19 protein-coding genes are annotated in these 18,407 nt (G+C 41.8%); 14 read left to right on the top strand and 5 right to left on the bottom strand.

Annotated elements, in window-relative coordinates:
- Nucleotides 1–4: 4 nt before the first annotated feature.
- The 5 genes from rng to G3341_RS16650 all read right to left on the bottom strand — a co-directional run bounded on the left by rng (nt 5) and on the right by G3341_RS16650 (nt 4,725).
- A complete protein-coding gene (gene rng / locus G3341_RS16630; RefSeq protein WP_154624884.1) occupies nt 5–1,474 on the bottom strand; it encodes a ribonuclease G in 1,470 nt (489 codons plus the stop codon).
- Nucleotides 1,471–2,058, bottom strand: coding sequence for a Maf family protein (locus G3341_RS16635; protein ID WP_154624883.1), 588 nt, complete (start codon nt 2,056–2,058; stop codon nt 1,471–1,473). Before G3341_RS16635 ends, rng begins: the two co-directional genes overlap by 4 nt.
- Before the next feature lie 38 nt (nt 2,059–2,096).
- Complete coding sequence (gene mreD, locus G3341_RS16640) at nt 2,097–2,585, bottom strand: rod shape-determining protein MreD (protein WP_154624882.1); 489 nt, start codon at nt 2,583–2,585, stop codon at nt 2,097–2,099.
- Between the two features lie 40 nt (nt 2,586–2,625).
- Nucleotides 2,626–3,594: a rod shape-determining protein MreC gene (mreC, locus tag G3341_RS16645; RefSeq protein ID WP_154624881.1), complete on the bottom strand. Its 969-nt coding sequence runs from the start codon at nt 3,592–3,594 to the stop codon at nt 2,626–2,628.
- Between the two features lie 87 nt (nt 3,595–3,681).
- Nucleotides 3,682–4,725, bottom strand: a complete 1,044-nt coding sequence (locus G3341_RS16650) for a rod shape-determining protein (protein WP_154635575.1) — start codon at nt 4,723–4,725, stop codon at nt 3,682–3,684.
- A gap of 639 nt (nt 4,726–5,364) precedes the next feature.
- Between G3341_RS16650 and G3341_RS16655 the strand changes: the two genes are divergently transcribed.
- The 14 genes from G3341_RS16655 (at nt 5,365) to G3341_RS16720 (ending at nt 18,388) form a co-directional block, all read left to right on the top strand.
- Complete coding sequence (locus tag G3341_RS16655; protein WP_154624879.1) at nt 5,365–6,348, top strand: oxidoreductase; 984 nt, start codon at nt 5,365–5,367, stop codon at nt 6,346–6,348.
- 232 nt (nt 6,349–6,580) lie between these two features.
- Entirely contained in the window at nt 6,581–7,033 is a 453-nt protein-coding gene (aroQ, locus tag G3341_RS16660; protein WP_163863012.1) for a type II 3-dehydroquinate dehydratase, read from the top strand.
- Nucleotides 7,034–7,063: 30 nt separating this feature from the next.
- Nucleotides 7,064–7,540, top strand: coding sequence for an acetyl-CoA carboxylase biotin carboxyl carrier protein (gene accB / locus G3341_RS16665; protein WP_154624877.1), 477 nt, complete (start codon nt 7,064–7,066; stop codon nt 7,538–7,540).
- 12 nt (nt 7,541–7,552) lie between these two features.
- Nucleotides 7,553–8,899: an acetyl-CoA carboxylase biotin carboxylase subunit gene (gene accC / locus G3341_RS16670; RefSeq protein WP_163863014.1), complete on the top strand. Its 1,347-nt coding sequence runs from the start codon at nt 7,553–7,555 to the stop codon at nt 8,897–8,899.
- A gap of 141 nt (nt 8,900–9,040) precedes the next feature.
- Complete coding sequence (locus tag G3341_RS16675; protein WP_154624875.1) at nt 9,041–9,388, top strand: YidH family protein; 348 nt, start codon at nt 9,041–9,043, stop codon at nt 9,386–9,388.
- Between the two features lie 8 nt (nt 9,389–9,396).
- Complete coding sequence (locus tag G3341_RS16680) at nt 9,397–9,699, top strand: DUF202 domain-containing protein (protein WP_163863016.1); 303 nt, start codon at nt 9,397–9,399, stop codon at nt 9,697–9,699.
- Nucleotides 9,700–9,840: 141 nt separating this feature from the next.
- Nucleotides 9,841–10,083 carry a YhdT family protein gene (locus G3341_RS16685; protein WP_154624873.1) on the top strand — a complete coding sequence of 81 codons (243 nt, stop codon included), beginning with the start codon at nt 9,841–9,843 and terminating at the stop codon, nt 10,081–10,083.
- Nucleotides 10,073–11,539, top strand: coding sequence for a sodium/pantothenate symporter (gene panF / locus G3341_RS16690; RefSeq protein WP_163863018.1), 1,467 nt, complete (start codon nt 10,073–10,075; stop codon nt 11,537–11,539). Before G3341_RS16685 ends, panF begins: the two co-directional genes overlap by 11 nt.
- A 13-nt stretch (nt 11,540–11,552) precedes the next feature.
- Nucleotides 11,553–12,437, top strand: a complete 885-nt coding sequence (gene prmA, locus G3341_RS16695) for a 50S ribosomal protein L11 methyltransferase (RefSeq protein ID WP_154624871.1) — start codon at nt 11,553–11,555, stop codon at nt 12,435–12,437.
- A 316-nt stretch (nt 12,438–12,753) separates the two neighbouring features.
- Nucleotides 12,754–13,719 carry a tRNA dihydrouridine synthase DusB gene (gene dusB / locus G3341_RS16700; RefSeq protein ID WP_154624870.1) on the top strand — a complete coding sequence of 322 codons (966 nt, stop codon included), beginning with the start codon at nt 12,754–12,756 and terminating at the stop codon, nt 13,717–13,719.
- A gap of 24 nt (nt 13,720–13,743) precedes the next feature.
- Nucleotides 13,744–14,040: a DNA-binding transcriptional regulator Fis gene (gene fis, locus G3341_RS16705; protein ID WP_004258438.1), complete on the top strand. Its 297-nt coding sequence runs from the start codon at nt 13,744–13,746 to the stop codon at nt 14,038–14,040.
- A gap of 970 nt (nt 14,041–15,010) precedes the next feature.
- Complete coding sequence (locus tag G3341_RS16710; protein ID WP_163863020.1) at nt 15,011–16,045, top strand: threonine aldolase family protein; 1,035 nt, start codon at nt 15,011–15,013, stop codon at nt 16,043–16,045.
- Nucleotides 16,042–17,208, top strand: coding sequence for an MFS transporter (locus G3341_RS16715; protein ID WP_163863022.1), 1,167 nt, complete (start codon nt 16,042–16,044; stop codon nt 17,206–17,208). Before G3341_RS16710 ends, G3341_RS16715 begins: the two co-directional genes overlap by 4 nt.
- Nucleotides 17,180–18,388, top strand: a complete 1,209-nt coding sequence (locus tag G3341_RS16720) for an ATP-grasp domain-containing protein (RefSeq protein ID WP_163863024.1) — start codon at nt 17,180–17,182, stop codon at nt 18,386–18,388. The genes G3341_RS16715 and G3341_RS16720 overlap by 29 nt, the downstream gene beginning before the upstream one ends.
- Nucleotides 18,389–18,407: the final 19 nt, after the last annotated feature.

Here is an 18,407-nt window from a genome sequence, read left to right on the forward strand (position 1 = left end):
AACACTACATCATGATGACGTCAAATTGTTCCTGACTGTATAAAGACTCAGTCTGAACTTTAACCTGCTTACCAACAAAGATTTCAACTTCGGCTAAAGCATGAGATTCATCACCCATCAGTGCATCAACCACCGCTTGAGAAGCATAAACTAAGAACCTATCTGCATCGATAGTACGATGAACACGCACAATTTCTCGCAGAATCTCATAACACACGGTCTCAACAGATTTAACCGTTCCTCTACCTTGACAGGTCGGACACACATCACATAACACATGCTCAAGGCTCTCGCGTGTACGCTTGCGTGTCATTTCAACAAGCCCCAATTGAGAAAAACCATTAATCGTGGTTTTCACCTTATCTTTACTCAATGCTTGTTCCAAAGAGGCCAGAACGCGGCGGCGATGTTCCAAATCACCCATATCGATGAAATCAATGATAATGATCCCACCCAAATTTCTGAGTCGTAACTGACGAGCGATAGCTTGAGTGGCTTCTATATTGGTATTAAATATAGTCTCTTCGAGATTACGATGACCAACAAATGCCCCGGTATTAATATCGATAGTGGTCATCGCTTCTGTTTGATCGATAATCAGATACCCACCCGATTTCAGCTCAACTTTACGATCCATTGCGCGCTGAATTTCATTCTCAACATCGAACAAATCAAAGATAGGCTGATTGCCTTGATACAATTCAAGCTTAGCCGTCATTTCAGGAACATATTCATCAATAAATTCTTGTAACTGCTTATAGGTTAGACGAGAATCTACGCGAATTCTATCTAATGAAGCGCCAGCGAAATCACGAATTATCCGGTAAGCGAGTGACAATTCACCATAAATTTTAGTGCGAGTGATATTACGTTTCTTACGTTCAATCACTTTTGCCCATAAACGTTTGAGGAAAGCGGCATCTTGCTTCACTTCATCTTCGCCCACCCCTTCCGCGGCGGTACGTATAATAAAGCCACCGTTTTCATCACAATATTGAGACACACACTCTTTTAAACGTTCGCGTTCACTTTCACTCTCGATACGCTGTGATACCCCGACATGGGATGCGCCGGGCATGAAGACCAAGTAACGCGACGGTAAGGTAATATCCGTGGTGAGTCTTGCACCTTTGGTTCCTAGCGGATCTTTTACCACTTGAACAATGAGGTCTTGTCCTTGCTTAACCAGTTCCGCAATATCTCTAACATGAAAGTTTTTCTGCTCTTCACCCGCAATACATTCAGTGTGTGGCATGATATCAGACGCATGCAGAAAAGCGGCTTTATCGAGACCAATATCAACAAAGGCCGCCTGCATACCGGGCAACACACGGCTCACACGACCTTTGTAAATATTCCCTACAATTCCTCTTTTTGCTTCTCGCTCTACATGTATTTCTTGCAAAACACCGCCATCTATATAAGCTACGCGCGTTTCAGATGGTGTAACATTTACTAATAACTCAGCAGTCATGACATCCCCTTACCATCACTTAGCGCTAAAAATCGTTGTATTAATTCATCTGTTTCTACTAAAGGTAAACCGACAACCGCATGGTAACTGCCATTAATTCGCCTAACATAGCATCCCCCCTTTCCTTGTATTCCATATGCACCGGCTTTATCCATTGGCTCCCCTGATTTGATATAATCCTTTATTTCCGCTACAGATAATTCGCGGAACGTCACATCTGTCACAACGAGATGCGTCAATGTGTGATCCTTGTTTGAGATTGCGACAGCGGTCATCACTTGGTGCGTATTACCAGAAAGGGATAACAACATTTCTTGCGCATGTTGCTCGTTACGGGGCTTCTCTAAAATTTGATTATTAAGAACAACAATTGTATCAGCGCCAATGACAGGATAATCGTTGGCGGCTATTTTGACGCCAGCCTGTGATTTTTCTCGAGCCAAACGTTGCACATAAGCTTCTGGGGTTTCACCCTCTTGCCATTGTTCCTCAACGACAGGGCTCAATATATCAAAGTGATAACCCAGTAATTGCACTAATTCTCTTCTTCGTGGTGAACCAGAAGCTAAATAGATATAACTCATAAACGATATCCTAGAGATAATTGCCCGCCGCTAAAATCTTAACACACTGAAAACTGACGGCGAATTTTCCGTAATAGCAAAAACAACCATGGCCACAGGATACCATTCACAAGACTATTCCAGAATACTTGTGGGTGGAATAATACTTGTGAAGAAACAAATTCTGCCCAAAATACCGTCATATCCAATATCACGGTCAGTAAGACAATCATTAAGGCTTGCTGCCACAGCGCCATATTTCTCAGTAACTGGTATTTGTAAGAGACAAGATAGCAGATAATACTGTAAGAAAGGGCATGAACCCCTAGCGCTGAACCTTGAATAGAATCAACGATGATACCAAGAATAAAGCTTGTGCCAACACTGACACGATGTGGCAACGCCATCACCCAATAAATCAAGATCAACAATAGCCACGATGGCCTGTAAAACGTAAATTGTTCAGGCCATGGTATCACTTGTAAAATCAATGCGATGAAAAAAGAGATCCAGATAATACTGCGACCATTACCACGATATTCATCCATTTAGCTTACCCTATTTTACCCATAGCCATTGCACCTTCCTTTATGGTTGGGCTTCCTGAGACAGTGATGGAGGTAATGGTGGTCCCTGAATTTCACTAGGATTTGGTAATACCTGTGGGAGCACCTTCATCAGACGCTCATTCGCAGCACGATATACCTCAGAAGGCTGTAATGGTGTAACGGTATCATTGTCATTACCCCATAATAGCAACAAATAACGTAAGCGTTGTAACTCAGCACTCGGGCGCGCACTAATGATCGTATAAGCTCGCTGAGTATCATGCTTCACGTTTGAGACAACAGCGACTGGGTATCCTTCAGGGAAACGCCCACCAAGCCCTGACGTCACCAGTACATCACCAACACGAATATCGGTATTTTCAGGTAGTGGCTCTAACTGTAAATCATCTGCACAGCCAGAACCGGCGGCTATCACACGAATATCATTACGTAACACTTGAACCGGCAGGGCATGCGTAGTATCGCAAATCAATAAAACGCGGCTACTAAACTGGCTGACGCCAACAACTTGCCCCACAACACCTTTATCACTGATAACGGGCTGACCTTCATAGACGTTATCATTCTCGCCTTTGTCGATAACGACTTGATCACGATAAGGGGTATTGGCACCAGAAATGACCTGAGTCACCATCATATGTTCGTCTTGGCGCAGGGGCGACCCGAGAAGCTCTCGAAGACGTGAGTTTTCTTGCTTGAGTTGCTCTAACAAAAGACTATCGGCTTTTTTTAATAGCAACTCTTGACGTAATGCCTTGTTTTCAAATTGAAGTTGCTCTCGTAAGGCGAAATTTTCCGACACATTATCAAGAAACTGACGCGGGCCATTCGCCAAAAAGTAAAATGGGCTGACCGCCGTGTCTAAATAGTTACGGATTTTATTGAAAGGCTCAAAACGATGGTCAATCACTACCAGTGCTATTGCGGCAATGACAGCAATAAAAATACGCAACTGGAGCGATGGCCCTCGCCTAAAAATCGGCTTCATGTATGGCTGAGTTTCACTAAATTCAGAGGAACAAAAATAGGCAAAGCAGCAGCTGGGGTAACAACCCCAGCTTGCCTATGGCGTTATTTAGTCTTCGCTAAACAGATCACCGCCGTGCATATCGATCATCTCTAATGCCTTGCCACCACCTCGAGCAACGCAAGTTAAAGGATCTTCTGCAACAATAACAGGGATACCTGTCTCTTCCATGAGTAAGCGATCAAGGTTGCGAAGCAGTGCTCCCCCCCCCGTCAATACCATACCACGCTCTGAAATATCAGAGGCTAATTCAGGAGGACATTGCTCTAATGCTAACATCACAGCGCTAACAATCCCCGTTAGTGGCTCTTGTAATGCCTCTAAAATCTCATTTGAGTTCATTTTGAAGCCGCGAGGAACACCTTCAGCAAGGTTACGTCCACGCACTTCAATTTCATAGACTTCATCAGTTGGATAAGCTGAACCAATGCCGTGTTTAATACGCTCAGCCGTTGCTTCACCGATTAAAGAACCATAATTGCGACGCACATAGTTAATGATTGCTTCATCAAAGCGGTCACCACCAATGCGAACAGAAGAAGAATACACAACACCGTTCAATGAGATAACAGCAACTTCAGTCGTGCCACCACCAATATCAACCACCATTGAACCCGTTGCTTCAGAAACTGGTAAGCCAGCACCAATTGCGGCTGCCATCGGCTCTTCAATCAAAAAGACTTCACGTGCGCCTGCGCTCAACGCGGATTCACGTATCGCTTTACGCTCAACTTGCGTTGCACCAACAGGTACGCAAACCAACACTCGTGGGCTTGGACGAAGAAAACTATTGCTATGCACCTGTTTGATAAAATGCTGCAACATTTTTTCAGTTAAGAAAAAGTCAGCAATAACACCATCTTTCATCGGTCTTATTGCGGAAATATTGCCTGGTGTACGCCCCAGCATTTGCTTAGCTTCACCACCTACGGCTGCGACGCTCTTTGGCGTGCCAGAACGATCTTGGCGAATAGCGACAACAGAAGGTTCATTTAATTTTACGCCTTGTCCTTTGACATAAATGAGGGTATTGGCCGTACCCAAGTCAATTGACAGGTCATTAGAAAACATGCCACGAAATTTTTTAAACATAACGAAAGGGTTATCCTGCAAGCTGGGGACGAATAAAAACCCGTCTACTCTACCAACCACTTGAAGCTGTCTCAAGGCGTTAATGAGCCGCTTCAAAAAATATGGTTAATCCATCTGTTGTTACAGTATAAATTACTGTACATGCCTCTTTTGAAAACGAAGCAGATAACAACCTTTAAAAATAGCCATTAATTGGTGAGTAAATTTAACTTATTTATGAATGAATAAATCTATCAACAGCTAATCGCTCTTTGGTTGTTATATACGCCGTCTTCTGTTCCACCCTGTGTTGACAAGTTTTTATAGCTACAAGTTCAAATAAATTTCTTGTTATTTTTTTATTGTTGCACATCGACCAACTTCACAGCTAAATATGTGCATTTTCTGTATGTTAGTTACATAAACCACCAAATGACCTATGTAATATTACCTATACACAAACAGAAACCTTCTTAACGTGATATTCTGCACGATAAAACAGTATTTATGCCAGAAAAAATTACATTTTTACAAATTAATTACAATAACAACAATACTACCATCACAACTTAATTAACATCGATGAAAGTACTAAAGTTGATATCATCAATTATACTCAATTTTACTCGGAAAATTCCCATATAAAATTAGGAGCGAAGTATGAAAGCCCTCGTCCTACAGAAAGAAAATGACCAGCTAACAACCGAAATACAGACCATTCCTACCGAGCAACTCCCCGCAGGTGATGTTATCGTTGATATTCATTGGTCTACATTAAATTATAAAGATGCCTTAGCCATCAATGGCAAAGCCGGTATTGTCCGCCAATATCCCATGGTGCCTGGTATTGATTTTTCGGGTGTGGTACATCATAGCGAGGATCCTCGTTTTAGCGTTGGGCAACATGTTTTACTCACCGGTTGGGGCGTAGGCGAAACACATTGGGGTGGACTCGCAACTCGGGCTCGAGTGCCTGCTAATTTCCTCACCCCGCTTCCTGAACATCTGTCATTACGCCAAGCCATGATCATTGGCACTGCCGGTTTTACAGCCATGCTGTGCGTTAACGCATTAGAGGATGCAGGGATAACGCCAGATAAAGGGGAAGTGATCGTTAGTGGAGCCAGTGGAGGAGTTGGTTCCACCGCAATCCAACTATTATCATCCCTTGGCTACGATGTGGTCGCGATTTCTGGTCGCCAAGAAAATAGTGATTACTTGCAGCAAATCGGTGCCAAAAGCGTGTTACCTCGCAGTGAATTTACGTCGCCCGCGAAACCCTTAGACAAACAACATTGGGCGGGGGCTATCGATACCGTTGGCGGAGATGTACTGGCAAATATACTGGCACAAACGCACTACAACGGTGCCGTTGCTGCTTGTGGCCTGGCGGGCGGTTTTTCACTTCCTACCACCGTCATGCCATTTATATTGCGTAATATTCGTCTACAAGGTATCGATTCTGTTTATTACCCTGCCGCAAAACGCCCAGCAGTGTGGCAGCGCCTTTCTCAATTACTTCCTGAGTCATTTTATACGCATATCACATGCGAAATCACTTTGGAACAATCCATCGAGTATGCACAAAAGTTCTTAAAAAATCAGATAACAGGGCGTACACTTGTTAATGTTTTAAGTGCATAAAATACAACGTGTGCGGATAAATTCAAAAATTTGGATTGCCGCACAATTCAAAAAATAAGTTCGGGTAATTTCTCTGATAAGACCAGTATTTTGCTGTCATATGCCACGAAATAATTATAATAGTGTTTTTTATCCGTAAAGATTTCATTTATTTTTATGATAAAAGATGACAAACCATCAACATCAGGTTATGTTGTCAGGTTATTGACATATCGTCGGAGTTAGCAACACAATGACAGAAGATACTCACATTTTACTCCTCAATGGACCGAATCTAAATCTACTTGGTACTAGAGAGCCTGACAAATACGGCAATCTCACGCTAGTAGACATAGTTTCCAAACTAACGGCGGAAGCGGAACATCTAGGCGTAAAATTGAGTCATTTTCAGTCGAATGCAGAGCACGAATTGATAGATAAAATTCATGCAGCAAAGGATAACGTCGATTTTATCCTGATTAATCCAGCTGCATTCACGCATACAAGTGTTGCCCTGCGTGATGCATTGTTAGCAGTTGCACTCCCGTTTATCGAGATTCACCTGTCTAATGTGCACGCCAGAGAACCATTTCGCCATCACTCCTATCTCTCCGATAAAGCTGTCGGCGTAATTTGTGGTCTTGGCGCTGATGGTTACAGTTTCGCGTTACAGGCAGCGGTTAACCGTCTGTCATCAATTAATTAAATCCAAATATAAGAGTACGGAATCATATCCATGGATATTCGTAAAATTAAAAAGCTGATCGAGCTGGTTGAAGAGTCTGGCATTTCTGAACTGGAGATTTCTGAAGGTGAAGAATCAGTACGTATCAGCCGTGTTTCAGCGACTTCTCAGGTTATGTCGGCACCTCAACAATTTTATTCAGCTCCAGCTGCACAACCTGCATTAGCAGCGGCTGTTGCACCGGCTCAAGAAGCACCTGCTGCAACGCCATCCACCGCACCTGCGGCTGTATCGGGTCATCAAGTACGCTCTCCAATGGTTGGTACTTTCTACCGCTCACCAAGTCCAGAAGCAAAACCATTTATTGAAGTTGGACAAACTGTCAATGTTGGCGATCCACTTTTCATCATTGAAGCGATGAAAATGATGAACCAAATTGAAGCAGAAAAAGCAGGTGTTGTGAAAGCAATCCTGGCACAGAACGGTGAGCCAATTGAATATGACCAGCCGTTGGTTGTTATCGAATAACGAGGCGTTTCCATGCTGGAAAAAATTGTCATTGCTAACCGTGGCGAAATCGCACTACGTATTCTTCGAGCCTGTAAAGAATTAGGTATCAAGACCGTAGCTGTTCACTCCGCGGCAGATAGTGATCTAAAACATGTGTTGTTGGCTGACGAAACTATTTGTATCGGTCCAGCCGCATCCACAAAAAGCTACCTGAACATTCCCGCTATCATTTCAGCGGCAGAAATTTCAGGTGCTCAAGCTATTCACCCAGGATATGGTTTCCTGTCTGAGAATGCTGATTTTGCAGAACAAGTTGAGCGTTCAGGGTTTATTTTTATCGGACCTAAAGCTGAAACCATCCGCCTAATGGGCGACAAAGTTTCCGCTATCGAGGCGATGAAACTTGCAGGTGTACCTTGCGTCCCCGGTTCCGATGGCCCTCTTGGCAGCGATACAGACAAAAACCGAGCTATCGCACAGCGTATCGGTTACCCAGTGATCATTAAAGCATCGGGTGGCGGTGGTGGTCGTGGTATGCGTGTCGTACGCCATGAAAAAGACTTAGATTCATCAATCAGCCTAACCCGTGCCGAAGCTAAAGCGGCTTTCAACAACGATATGGTTTATATGGAAAAATTCCTTGAAAACCCTCGTCACGTTGAAATCCAAGTTATGGCTGATGGCCAAGGTAATGCTATCTATTTAGCAGAACGCGATTGTTCAATGCAACGTCGCCACCAGAAAGTCGTTGAAGAGGCACCTGCGCCGGGTATCACGCCTGAAGTTCGCCGTAGTATCGGTGAGCGTTGTGCAAATGCCTGTATTGAAATCGGCTACCGCGGTGCGGGAACATTCGAATTCCTGTATGAAAACGGTGAGTTCTACTTTATTGAGATGAACACCCGTATTCAAGTTGAGCATCCTGTAACAGAAATGATTACGGGTGTTGACTTAATTAAAGAACAGCTACGTGTTGCTTCAGGCTTACCGTTGTCTGTCAAACAGGAAGATATCGTTGTTCACGGTCATGCGATTGAATGCCGTATCAACGCAGAAGATCCAAACACCTTTATGCCTAGCCCAGGTAAGATCACTCGTTTCCATTCTCCGGGTGGCTTTGGTGTGCGTTGGGAGTCCCATATTTATGCAGGCTATACCGTGCCTCCATATTATGACTCAATGATTGGTAAGCTGATCACCTATGGTGAAACTCGTGAAATTGCGATTGTGCGTATGAAAAACGCACTGAATGAGCTTATCATCGATGGTATCAAAACCAACATTGAACTACACCAAATGATCATGAATGATGAAAACTTCCAAAAAGGTGGTACTAACATCCACTATTTGGAGAAAAAATTAGATATTCAAGAATAATATTCTGAATCACTAAAATAATTCTTTCATTCATCAAATACCGGAAAACACCCTTTCCGGTATTTTTTTGCATCATGAGTAAGAGCTATTTAATATAGTCATTCATTACAATCAATCCAACCAACACAGTGAATAATCGCCATGGCCTTCAAACATCATGATTGGAAAAATATTGGCAAAACACCGGACTACCGCTTTTCCCTAGCAAATGAAAGAACCTTCCTTGCGTGGATAAGAACCGCATTGGCCTTGTTAGCAGGGGCAATCGCTATCGAACAGCTACTGCAAGACTCTTGGTTAAAAACCTTATTAGCGCTTTTTCTGTCATCGGCTGGCGGCATTACCGCAATCATGGCACTGTATCGTTGGCGACAAAACGAGATTGCAATGCGTAAAGAGGAACCTTTGAAATATACCTCTTTTCTCACCATGATGAGCCTGTTTATTGTCTCTATTGCCTTAATTTCCTTACTTTACATCTTACTATAGGTATAGTGATGCGTGACCCTGGCTTACAACCAGAAAGAACACAACAAGCTTGGAGCCGAACTTTACTGCTATTGACGATCAATGGATTGCTTTTTTTTCGCTTGGGATTATTAGCGTCGTCATGGCTTATGTTTTCTGCTGCACTGATTGCTATCACGCTACTGGGTATCATTAGCTGCAAAAGACATATTTCACGCTCTTATCAAAACAATGGACTAAAAATTGATAGTGCACTTTTTCTCTACATCACTGCGTTCGCTATCTTCGCGATGTCAATTCTATTTATCCTCTCTCTATTCGTAGACAAATAATCCCTATTACCCTACATACACGCCATATTATTCGATGACAAATCGAACATATTCAATAGCCTTTATCGGTTTTTTTACACACATCCCTAGGTTTGTCGTACAATCGCTGATTATTTTTATTTCTATGAGGGGGAAATACGTATGGATAAACGTTTTCTTCAATCAAATAAGGAAGCCCGCTGGTCATTCTATCTGACCATCGCCTATTTAATTGGGTGGGTGATTTGTGCCTATCTTCCAAGCAATACCATTGGAATTACAGGCTTACCTGTATGGTTTGAATGGTCCTGTCTCATTCTACCCATCATTTTCATTTTACTGTGTATTATGATGGTCAACATTATTTTTAAAGATATTCCATTGGAGGACAAGGATGCAGACTGAAGTCCTACTCCCTCTAATAGGCTATCTCGCTTTGGTATTTCTGCTATCTGTGTACGCTTATCGCAAACGCACACAGGGAGCTTTCCTCAATGAGTACTTCCTCGGTAATCGTTCGATGGGTGGCTTTGTACTTGCAATGACCATCACCGCGACCTATGTGAGCGCCAGTTCCTTTATTGGTGGACCAGGAGCTGCCTATAAATACGGTTTAGGCTGGGTGCTACTGGCGATGATCCAATTACCCGCGATCTGGTTATCGTTAGGCGTACTTGGTAAAAAATTTGCTATTTTAGCTCGCCGATATAATGCCGTAACATTGAATGATATGTTGTATGCACGTTATCAAAGCCGCTTTTTAGTCTGGTTTGCAAGCCTCAGCCTGCTGGTGGCTTTTTTCGGTGCGATGACCGTGCAATTTATTGGGGGAGCTAGATTGCTCGAAACCGCAGCCGGTATCCCTTATACCTATGGCTTAATCATTTTTGGTGTTTCAATCGCGCTCTATACCGCGATTGGTGGTTTCCGTGCTAGTGTGCTCAATGACGCCTTACAAGGCCTTGTTATGCTGCTAGGAACAGTGATTTTACTCGTCGCCATAATCTACCATGCCGGTGGACTCAGTGCAGCAGTCGGAAAAATACAGACCATTGACCCTAAATTGGTATCAGTAGAAGGCGCCGATGATATTTTGAGCGCACCTTTCCTTGCGTCTTTCTGGATTTTAGTTTGCTTTGGCGTTATCGGGCTACCACACACCGCAGTGCGCTGTATCTCCTATAAAGACAGTAAAGCTGTTCATCGTGGTATTATTTTAGGCACGATAGTCATGGCAATGTTGATGTTTGGTATGCACTTTGCCGGAGCATTAGGCCGTGCAATTCTGCCAGACCTCACTATCCCTGATCAGGTTATCCCAACATTGATGGTACAAGTATTGCCCCCATTTGCGGCCGGTATTTTTTTAGCGGCGCCAATGGCAGCGATCATGTCCACCATCAACGCACAACTACTGCAATCATCAGCAACTATAGTTAAAGATATCTATTTAAGTGCGGCGCCAGCACAAATTCGAAATGAGAAAAAACTGGCTCGTATTTCCAGTTTTTCAACCTTGATACTGGGTGCTTTGCTGCTCTTTGCCGCATGGGATCCGCCAAAAATGATTATTTGGCTTAATTTATTGGCGTTTGGTGGACTGGAAGCCGTCTTTTTATGGCCACTTGTGTTAGGCCTCTATTGGGAAAAAGCCAATAGTAAAGGTGCTATCAGCGGTATGGTCGTTGGCGGTGTCTCTTATGCACTACTGGCATCATTTAAAATCGAGCTGTTAGGCTTTCATGCCATTGTACCTTCATTGGTATTTAGCCTTATTGCTTTTATTATTGGTAATCTTTTCGGTAAAAATCCAGTACAATCGGCAGCCAATCAATTGGCTACGCCCGCAAAAATTAAGTAAAAAGAGAATCACTATGCCTTGGATACAACTAAGACTTAACTCAACTGGACAACACGCCGAAGCACTTGGCGATGAACTCATTGAGAGCGGTGCCGTTTCGGTTACCTTTCAAGATAGCCATGACACCCCAGTATTCGAACCGCTCCCTGGAGAAACGCGTTTATGGGGGGATACTGATGTTATTGGCCTCTATGATGCAGAAACGGATATGAAAAGGGTTGTTGCACAATTAGAGAACAGCCCTCTTCTCGAAAAAGGTTTCATTCATAAAATCGAACAACTTGAAGATAAAGATTGGGAAAGAGAATGGATGGACAATTTTCATCCAATGCGCTTTGGGCAACGTCTTTGGATCTGTCCAAGCTGGCGAGATGTTCCTGATCCCAACGCCGTCAATGTGATGTTAGATCCCGGCCTTGCTTTTGGCACGGGAACTCACCCAACCACTTCATTATGCTTAGAGTGGCTAGACGGACTCGATCTTGAAGGTAAAACCGTTATCGACTTTGGTTGTGGATCCGGCATTCTTGCCATCGCAGCCTTGAAACTCGGTGCAGCGCAAGCCATTGGGATCGATATCGATCCTCAAGCCATAATCGCCAGTCGTGATAATGCTGAACGCAATGGTGTTTCAGAACGCTTATCACTCTACTTACCTAAGGATCAACCAAAAGAGCTACAAGCTGACGTGGTCGTCGCGAATATTTTAGCCGGCCCATTACGTGAGTTAGCACCTATGATCAGCGTACTGCCACGTTCAGGCGGTTTATTAGGGCTTTCAGGTGTTCTGGCTACACAAGCAGAAGGCGTTGCCGACGCATATCGTGAGCTATTTGCAATAGACCCTATCGCAGAAAAAGAGGAGTGGTGTCGTATCACTGGTGTCAAGCGTTTTTGATAAATTTATAATAAAAATCAGTGAATAATTTCTTTGAAATTGAAGCGGGAATAGATTATCTTATAGCTCAAATATTGTTCAACTGCTGGTGATTTTCTATCCTGCTTGAGATTTGAACAGGTCAACAATGATTTTTGTGGATTTGCTATAAATTCACTTAACCAGTTGTTATATAAGACTAATAGTTGTTTCTTGAAAAAATCAAGATAAAAAAATTAGTAATAAATAACGGTTTGCTCAAAGTTTGTCCTTTCATATCTCGAAAAAAATGCGTAATATACGCGCCCTTGCAGTCACAGTATGGCCCCCTTTAGTTATGCGAATCGGACAATATCAGTTGCGAAACTGTCTTATTGCTGCCCCCATGGCAGGCATAACAGATAGACCATTCCGGTCCCTCTGTTATGACATGGGTGCGGGTATGACAGTCTCAGAAATGCTTTCTTCTAATCCACAGGTTTGGAAGACAGACAAATCGAGACTTAGAATGGTTCATCGCGATGAACCGGGGGTGCGTTCCGTTCAAATAGCTGGCAATGATCCCGATGAAATGGCCGCAGCAGCTCAGATTAATGTTGAGAGTGGTGCCCAAATCATCGATATCAATATGGGCTGTCCAGCTAAAAAAGTGAATCGTAAGCTTGCGGGTTCAGCACTCTTACGTTATCCCGACTTGGTAGAGTCTATCCTGTCGGCGGTAGTGAAAGCAGTTGATGTTCCTGTCACACTGAAGATCCGCACAGGTTGGTCACCTGAAGAACGAAACTGCATAGAAATTGCCAAATTGGCCGAAGATTGTGGTATTCAAGCATTAACTATTCACGGCAGGACGCGTGCCTGTTTGTTCAATGGTGAAGCGGAGTACGACAATATACGGGCAGTTAAGCAGACTGTTGCCATTCCGGTTATTGCCAATGGCGACATTACTGACCCGCTTAAAGCCAGAGCTGTCTTGGATTACACAGGGGCGGATGCCCTGATGGTAGGACGAGCGGCTCAGGGAAGACCCTGGATCTTTCGGGAAATCCAGCATTATCTGGACACAGGTGAAATGTTGCCCCCCATGCCAATGGCAGAGGTGAAGCGCATTATGATAGCGCATGTACAGGAGTTGCACGACTTTTATGGTCAAGGCAAAGGAGCCCGTATAGCGCGCAAACATGTCTCTTGGTATTTGCAGGAGCATGCACCTGATGACCAGTTCCGGCGCTCATTCAACGCCATTGAGGACGCCAGCGAACAGCTGGAGGTGTTGGAAGCATTTTTTGAATACTTTGCGTAAATAAAGATAAGAGCTGACAGAACTATGTTCGAACAACGCGTAAATTCTGACGTACTAACCGTTGCTACTGTAAATTCACAAGATCAAGTAACTCAAAAACCATTGCGTGATTCAGTTAAGCAAGCACTGAAGAACTATTTTGCTCAATTAAACAATCAAGATGTTAACGATTTATATGAGCTGGTATTGGCTGAGGTAGAGCAGCCTTTGTTGGACATGGTTATGCAATATACCCGTGGAAACCAGACCCGTGCAGCCCTGATGATGGGTATCAACCGCGGTACGCTGCGTAAGAAACTGAAAAAATACGGCATGAACTAATCCTAGTCGGTTAATGCCGTGTTTTTAGAAGCACTTCTTGTTTTCAGGAAGTGCTTTTTTATGACCTAAATAAGTCATCTCACTATTGATAACCTCTCCCCACCTGAATATCGATTGATGCTATTTATTGTGCTCACGTTGCGGCCTTCAGCAATTTGAAAATACCTCGCATGTTCCGCTGCATACTAGAGACTATTTTGTAAAACCGCGCGATATCTACCATGATAGGAAAAATGAAGCCACACATGACTCTATCAAGGTAAAAGGGCTGTCGTTAAACCTTTCGGCATCAACTACCTTCAAAAGGGGTTAAGCCATCTATGCTTATCCGCAAATCGTTTTCTATTGGTATGCGATAACTTGATCCTGCTGACAATAAGCCCTCTCAAGAAGCCACTTGAAGATCATCACGATCATATCGTTTCCCATCACACTCTCATCGTTCGCTCACTGACTTATCACATTTCGATCTCGCTTTGAGCATATCTCATATAGATTGCAGCGAAAAATCAAATCAACCACAGCACAGATAGTAGATAAATCAGCGTATATTGTTAGCGTTAGCCGATAAATTCTTTTATCCCCCGCATAATCGACAGACCTCAACCCCTGGTGCTATACATTTAGATGTCATAAAAACTGCCACTCATATGCTCAGGTGATGATTTAATGATGATTCGAATTAATTAATCGCCCCTAAAAAGATCACCTTATTCACTTTGAATAATGGTGAGATTAAAAATATATATGACATCTATTAATTTGGATATTAACTTATTAAAATAATTTAAATTACAACTAATTATAAATCATAAAGCATGATACCGCTCACAATTACCTTGTTATAAAAAATAAAAACTTGTTTTGTAAAAATATTATTTATAGATTCATAAAAATAATTTATTCCTATTATGACCGAGAAATACCCCCATAATGATTCAACTTAAAATAATTAGGAATAAAACTATATATGGAACTCATTGACCTTCGAAGTGATACATTGACAAAATTAAAGCCTGAAGATTTACTGGATATAAATTATGATTACATCGGTGATGATTGTTATAATGAAGACCGTTATGTCAAAATGCTGGAATTTAAAATTGCCGACCTTTTTGGTAAAGAAAGCGCGCTATTTATGCCTTCCGGAACCATGAGTAATCAAGTTGCTTTGCGAGTACTATCAAAACCAGGGGAAGAGCTGATAACTGAAGTGGGTTATCATGTTTGTTTTTTTGAGTCCTCACAAACTGCGGCATTAAATGGCCTAGTGATTAATAATGTGCACACTAAAAGTGGCATATTAACAACGTCTGACGTATTAAATGCGTTCAATAATAAAGCTCGTTGGTCAAATTTATATGCTACACCTAAAATTCTATCAATAGAAAGTAGTATTAGCACTTATGGAGGAATGATTTTTCCGCTTGATGAAATATCCCAATTAAGAATGTTATGTGATGAAAGAAAAATGTCTCTTTTTTTAGATGGTGCCCGCGTATTAAATGCATGTGTATCGCTCGGTATTTCACCTAAACAATATACTGAACACATTGATATGCTAAATCTTTGCCTATCTAAAGGCGTTGGTTCGCCGTTTGGTTCTATACTTATTGGAAGACAAGATGAGATTGATAAAGCCAAAAAAATAAGAAAATGGTATGGTGGAGCACTACACCAATCAGGGCTGATGGCTGCCATCGCATTAAACAAATTAAAAAATTACTCTTCCCGTCTAGAACGTGATCATATAAATGCTAAAAGTCTAGAATTAATATGCACTAAATATTTTCAACTCGCTTATCCAGTTGAAACAAATATTGTCATGATAAAAAGTCATAATGCGGATGCTCTAGTCAACAAGTTGAAAGAATACGGTGTATTAGCGACGGCATGGACTGCAAATACTGTTCGTTTTGTCACTAGCTCTAATATTAATCATGAAATGATTAATCAAATAAAATCCATCTTTGAAACGATAGATAAGCATAAAGGTTTTCTATGATAAATAAAATAATTACGTCGCGTTTTCTTTCTGGCCTATCTTTTTATAGTTTTTTACCTTTCTATTCAATTTACCTTATAAATTATAAAGGTATTAGTGAAGAAAACGTGGCTGTTATTTTATTTATATTTCTATTTATTAGTCGAGCATGTTCATTATTCACGCACTATATTATTGATGCTGTCGGTTATAAACTAACATTAATATTTAGTTATCTTGTCGCGGCCATATCCCTTCTATCTATCTATGCGATGACTGACGTCATAGCCATTATGTTTATTTCCGCCATCATTGGCGCCGGTTTTTCTATTGCGAATGTTTGCACGAGTCTTTTTATTGCTGAAAATAATAATCACGCCGAACGTGTTAAAAATTTTTCGATTCTAAATGTTGCCGTCAATATTTCATCTGCGATTGGTGGAGTGATAGGTGAATGGTTTTATCATGGCTTTTATTCGGGGATTATTATCCTGCCAGCTGTCGTCATGCTGTCATCGTCGCTCTATTCTTGCACATTAAACAATGTGAAACACAGTCATAGTAATCAGCAAAATAACGATAAAGTGGTGGCAACCTTTTCTGAGTGGGTGCTATTTGTTTGCTATAGCTCAATCTCTTTTTTTATGATTGGTTTAATACTCAGGAATCTCGCCTTTCACTTTGAAGCGAATCATAACGAGACTATTCGCTATGTCTCCGTTTCTTCACTATTTGCATTAAACGCGATACTCATCATATTGTTACAAGTGAAATCAACCTCTTTACTGTCAAAGCAGAGTACTAAAAGACAGATTATTACTTATAAGTTAAGCCTAGTATTCGTGTCTATCTTACTATTGCTATTTGATTTCCAGTCAGCTTTAAGCCTGTATTTATTAATCATACTATTTACGCTAAGTGAGTTAATTTGGAGCCCCTACAACAACAGCCTATCTATAGAAAAATGCCCTTTTAAAAATAAAAAATTATCACTCTCTCTATGCATCTTTTTCTGGGGATTAGCCGAGTCTGGTGGTGCCTATATGGGAATTATGGCAGATCGCTATCAGTTGCACGTCCTTATTCCATTTAGCTCATGCCTAACGCTGATTTCTTTATTCTCTATCGAAGGTTTACTCACTAAAAGGAAAAGTCATGAAAGCGATTATATTTCTAGAGTGTAATCTCTCAGGAACTGGCGTAAGGGCGATTCAGATAGCAAAAAATGCAGGTTACCAGACAATATTATTGACCAAACAGCGCTCGTTCTATGAGCATATTGCAGACAATCCATTAAATGTTGTCGATCATGTCGCTGAGGTAAATACAGATAGCCTTACAGCGGTCATTAATCATGCCATGAATTATCCAACTTATGGTATTGTCGCGTTCGATGACTATCGATTAATTACTGCCGCAGCGGCTTCCCATGCATTAGGTTTACCTTCACCGCCAATTAAACCTTTAGTGTTATGCCGATATAAGCAAAAGACTCGTGAACGATTGAGCCAATACCATCAAGGTTTTCAATATCATGTTATCAATATTAAGGACACTATCGATACCTCAAATCTATCATTTCCATTGGTCGTAAAACCTTGCGACGATAGTGGTAGCAGTAAAGTCACGATTTGTCATACGCCTATAGAACTGACCAACGCAATCCAAGAGATCTGTCACTTTAGGGTTAATCAACGTGGCTACGAATTATCTTCAGATTATCTTATTGAAGAATTTATTCATGGTGATGAATATAGTGCCGAGGCCTACTGGGATACCTCCTCAAATCAATGGGAAATACTGGGAATAACCAAAAAATATACAACGACAGGGCAATATTCCGTCGAGGTAGGTCATGACTTCCCTTGTGAATTACCCTCCTACCCTGAGATTAAAACCACCTTAATTAGTTGGCTTAAACACATTGGGTTATCTCATACCGTCGTACACGTCGAGTTTAAATTACAGAATGATTCCATCACACTGATTGAAATCAATCCACGGGTTGCAGGAGGAATGATCGATAAACTGTGTCAAATCGCGACAGGGTTCGACCTTGTTCATTGCTATTTATCCCAGTTCGTAAAAGATATGGAATATACCCCTCAGTTAACGCCAGAAAAATGTTATGCTTCGATTCGATTTTTAACAGCGGATAAAGCCGGAATAATTAACAGTATTAAACCCACATTTCTATCATCCCAGCCATTATTATCTAATTTTGTTCCTACGCCTTTAAAAGTTGGTTCGCTGAAAGATAGTTATAGTCGTTTAGGTTACGTTATTACACATGCAACAACCCAAGAAAAAGCCATTGCCGATGCCGAAACTTATATAAAACAGATCAAAATAACTTACGCATAACCTGGTGACTTTGTTCCAA

This window comes from Providencia vermicola, from assembly GCF_010748935.1.
GTDB classification, from domain to species: Bacteria; Pseudomonadota; Gammaproteobacteria; order Enterobacterales; family Enterobacteriaceae; genus Providencia; species Providencia zhejiangensis.

What these genes read in the sequence shown, in the direction of transcription:
- rng (WP_154624884.1), bottom strand. Translation starts at nt 1,474, where the DNA reads ATGACTGCTGAGTTATTAGTAAATGTTACACCATCTGAAACGCGCGTA.
- G3341_RS16635 (WP_154624883.1), bottom strand. Translation starts at nt 2,058, where the DNA reads ATGAGTTATATCTATTTAGCTTCTGGTTCACCACGAAGAAGAGAATTA.
- mreD (WP_154624882.1), bottom strand. Translation starts at nt 2,585, where the DNA reads ATGGATGAATATCGTGGTAATGGTCGCAGTATTATCTGGATCTCTTTT.
- mreC (WP_154624881.1), bottom strand. Translation starts at nt 3,594, where the DNA reads ATGAAGCCGATTTTTAGGCGAGGGCCATCGCTCCAGTTGCGTATTTTT.
- G3341_RS16650 (WP_154635575.1), bottom strand. Translation starts at nt 4,725, where the DNA reads ATGTTTAAAAAATTTCGTGGCATGTTTTCTAATGACCTGTCAATTGAC.
- G3341_RS16655 (WP_154624879.1), top strand. Translation starts at nt 5,365, where the DNA reads ATGAAAGCCCTCGTCCTACAGAAAGAAAATGACCAGCTAACAACCGAA.
- aroQ (WP_163863012.1), top strand. Translation starts at nt 6,581, where the DNA reads ATGACAGAAGATACTCACATTTTACTCCTCAATGGACCGAATCTAAAT.
- accB (WP_154624877.1), top strand. Translation starts at nt 7,064, where the DNA reads ATGGATATTCGTAAAATTAAAAAGCTGATCGAGCTGGTTGAAGAGTCT.
- accC (WP_163863014.1), top strand. Translation starts at nt 7,553, where the DNA reads ATGCTGGAAAAAATTGTCATTGCTAACCGTGGCGAAATCGCACTACGT.
- G3341_RS16675 (WP_154624875.1), top strand. Translation starts at nt 9,041, where the DNA reads ATGGCCTTCAAACATCATGATTGGAAAAATATTGGCAAAACACCGGAC.
- G3341_RS16680 (WP_163863016.1), top strand. Translation starts at nt 9,397, where the DNA reads ATGCGTGACCCTGGCTTACAACCAGAAAGAACACAACAAGCTTGGAGC.
- G3341_RS16685 (WP_154624873.1), top strand. Translation starts at nt 9,841, where the DNA reads ATGGATAAACGTTTTCTTCAATCAAATAAGGAAGCCCGCTGGTCATTC.
- panF (WP_163863018.1), top strand. Translation starts at nt 10,073, where the DNA reads ATGCAGACTGAAGTCCTACTCCCTCTAATAGGCTATCTCGCTTTGGTA.
- prmA (WP_154624871.1), top strand. Translation starts at nt 11,553, where the DNA reads ATGCCTTGGATACAACTAAGACTTAACTCAACTGGACAACACGCCGAA.
- dusB (WP_154624870.1), top strand. Translation starts at nt 12,754, where the DNA reads ATGCGAATCGGACAATATCAGTTGCGAAACTGTCTTATTGCTGCCCCC.
- fis (WP_004258438.1), top strand. Translation starts at nt 13,744, where the DNA reads ATGTTCGAACAACGCGTAAATTCTGACGTACTAACCGTTGCTACTGTA.
- G3341_RS16710 (WP_163863020.1), top strand. Translation starts at nt 15,011, where the DNA reads ATGGAACTCATTGACCTTCGAAGTGATACATTGACAAAATTAAAGCCT.
- G3341_RS16715 (WP_163863022.1), top strand. Translation starts at nt 16,042, where the DNA reads ATGATAAATAAAATAATTACGTCGCGTTTTCTTTCTGGCCTATCTTTT.
- G3341_RS16720 (WP_163863024.1), top strand. Translation starts at nt 17,180, where the DNA reads ATGAAAGCGATTATATTTCTAGAGTGTAATCTCTCAGGAACTGGCGTA.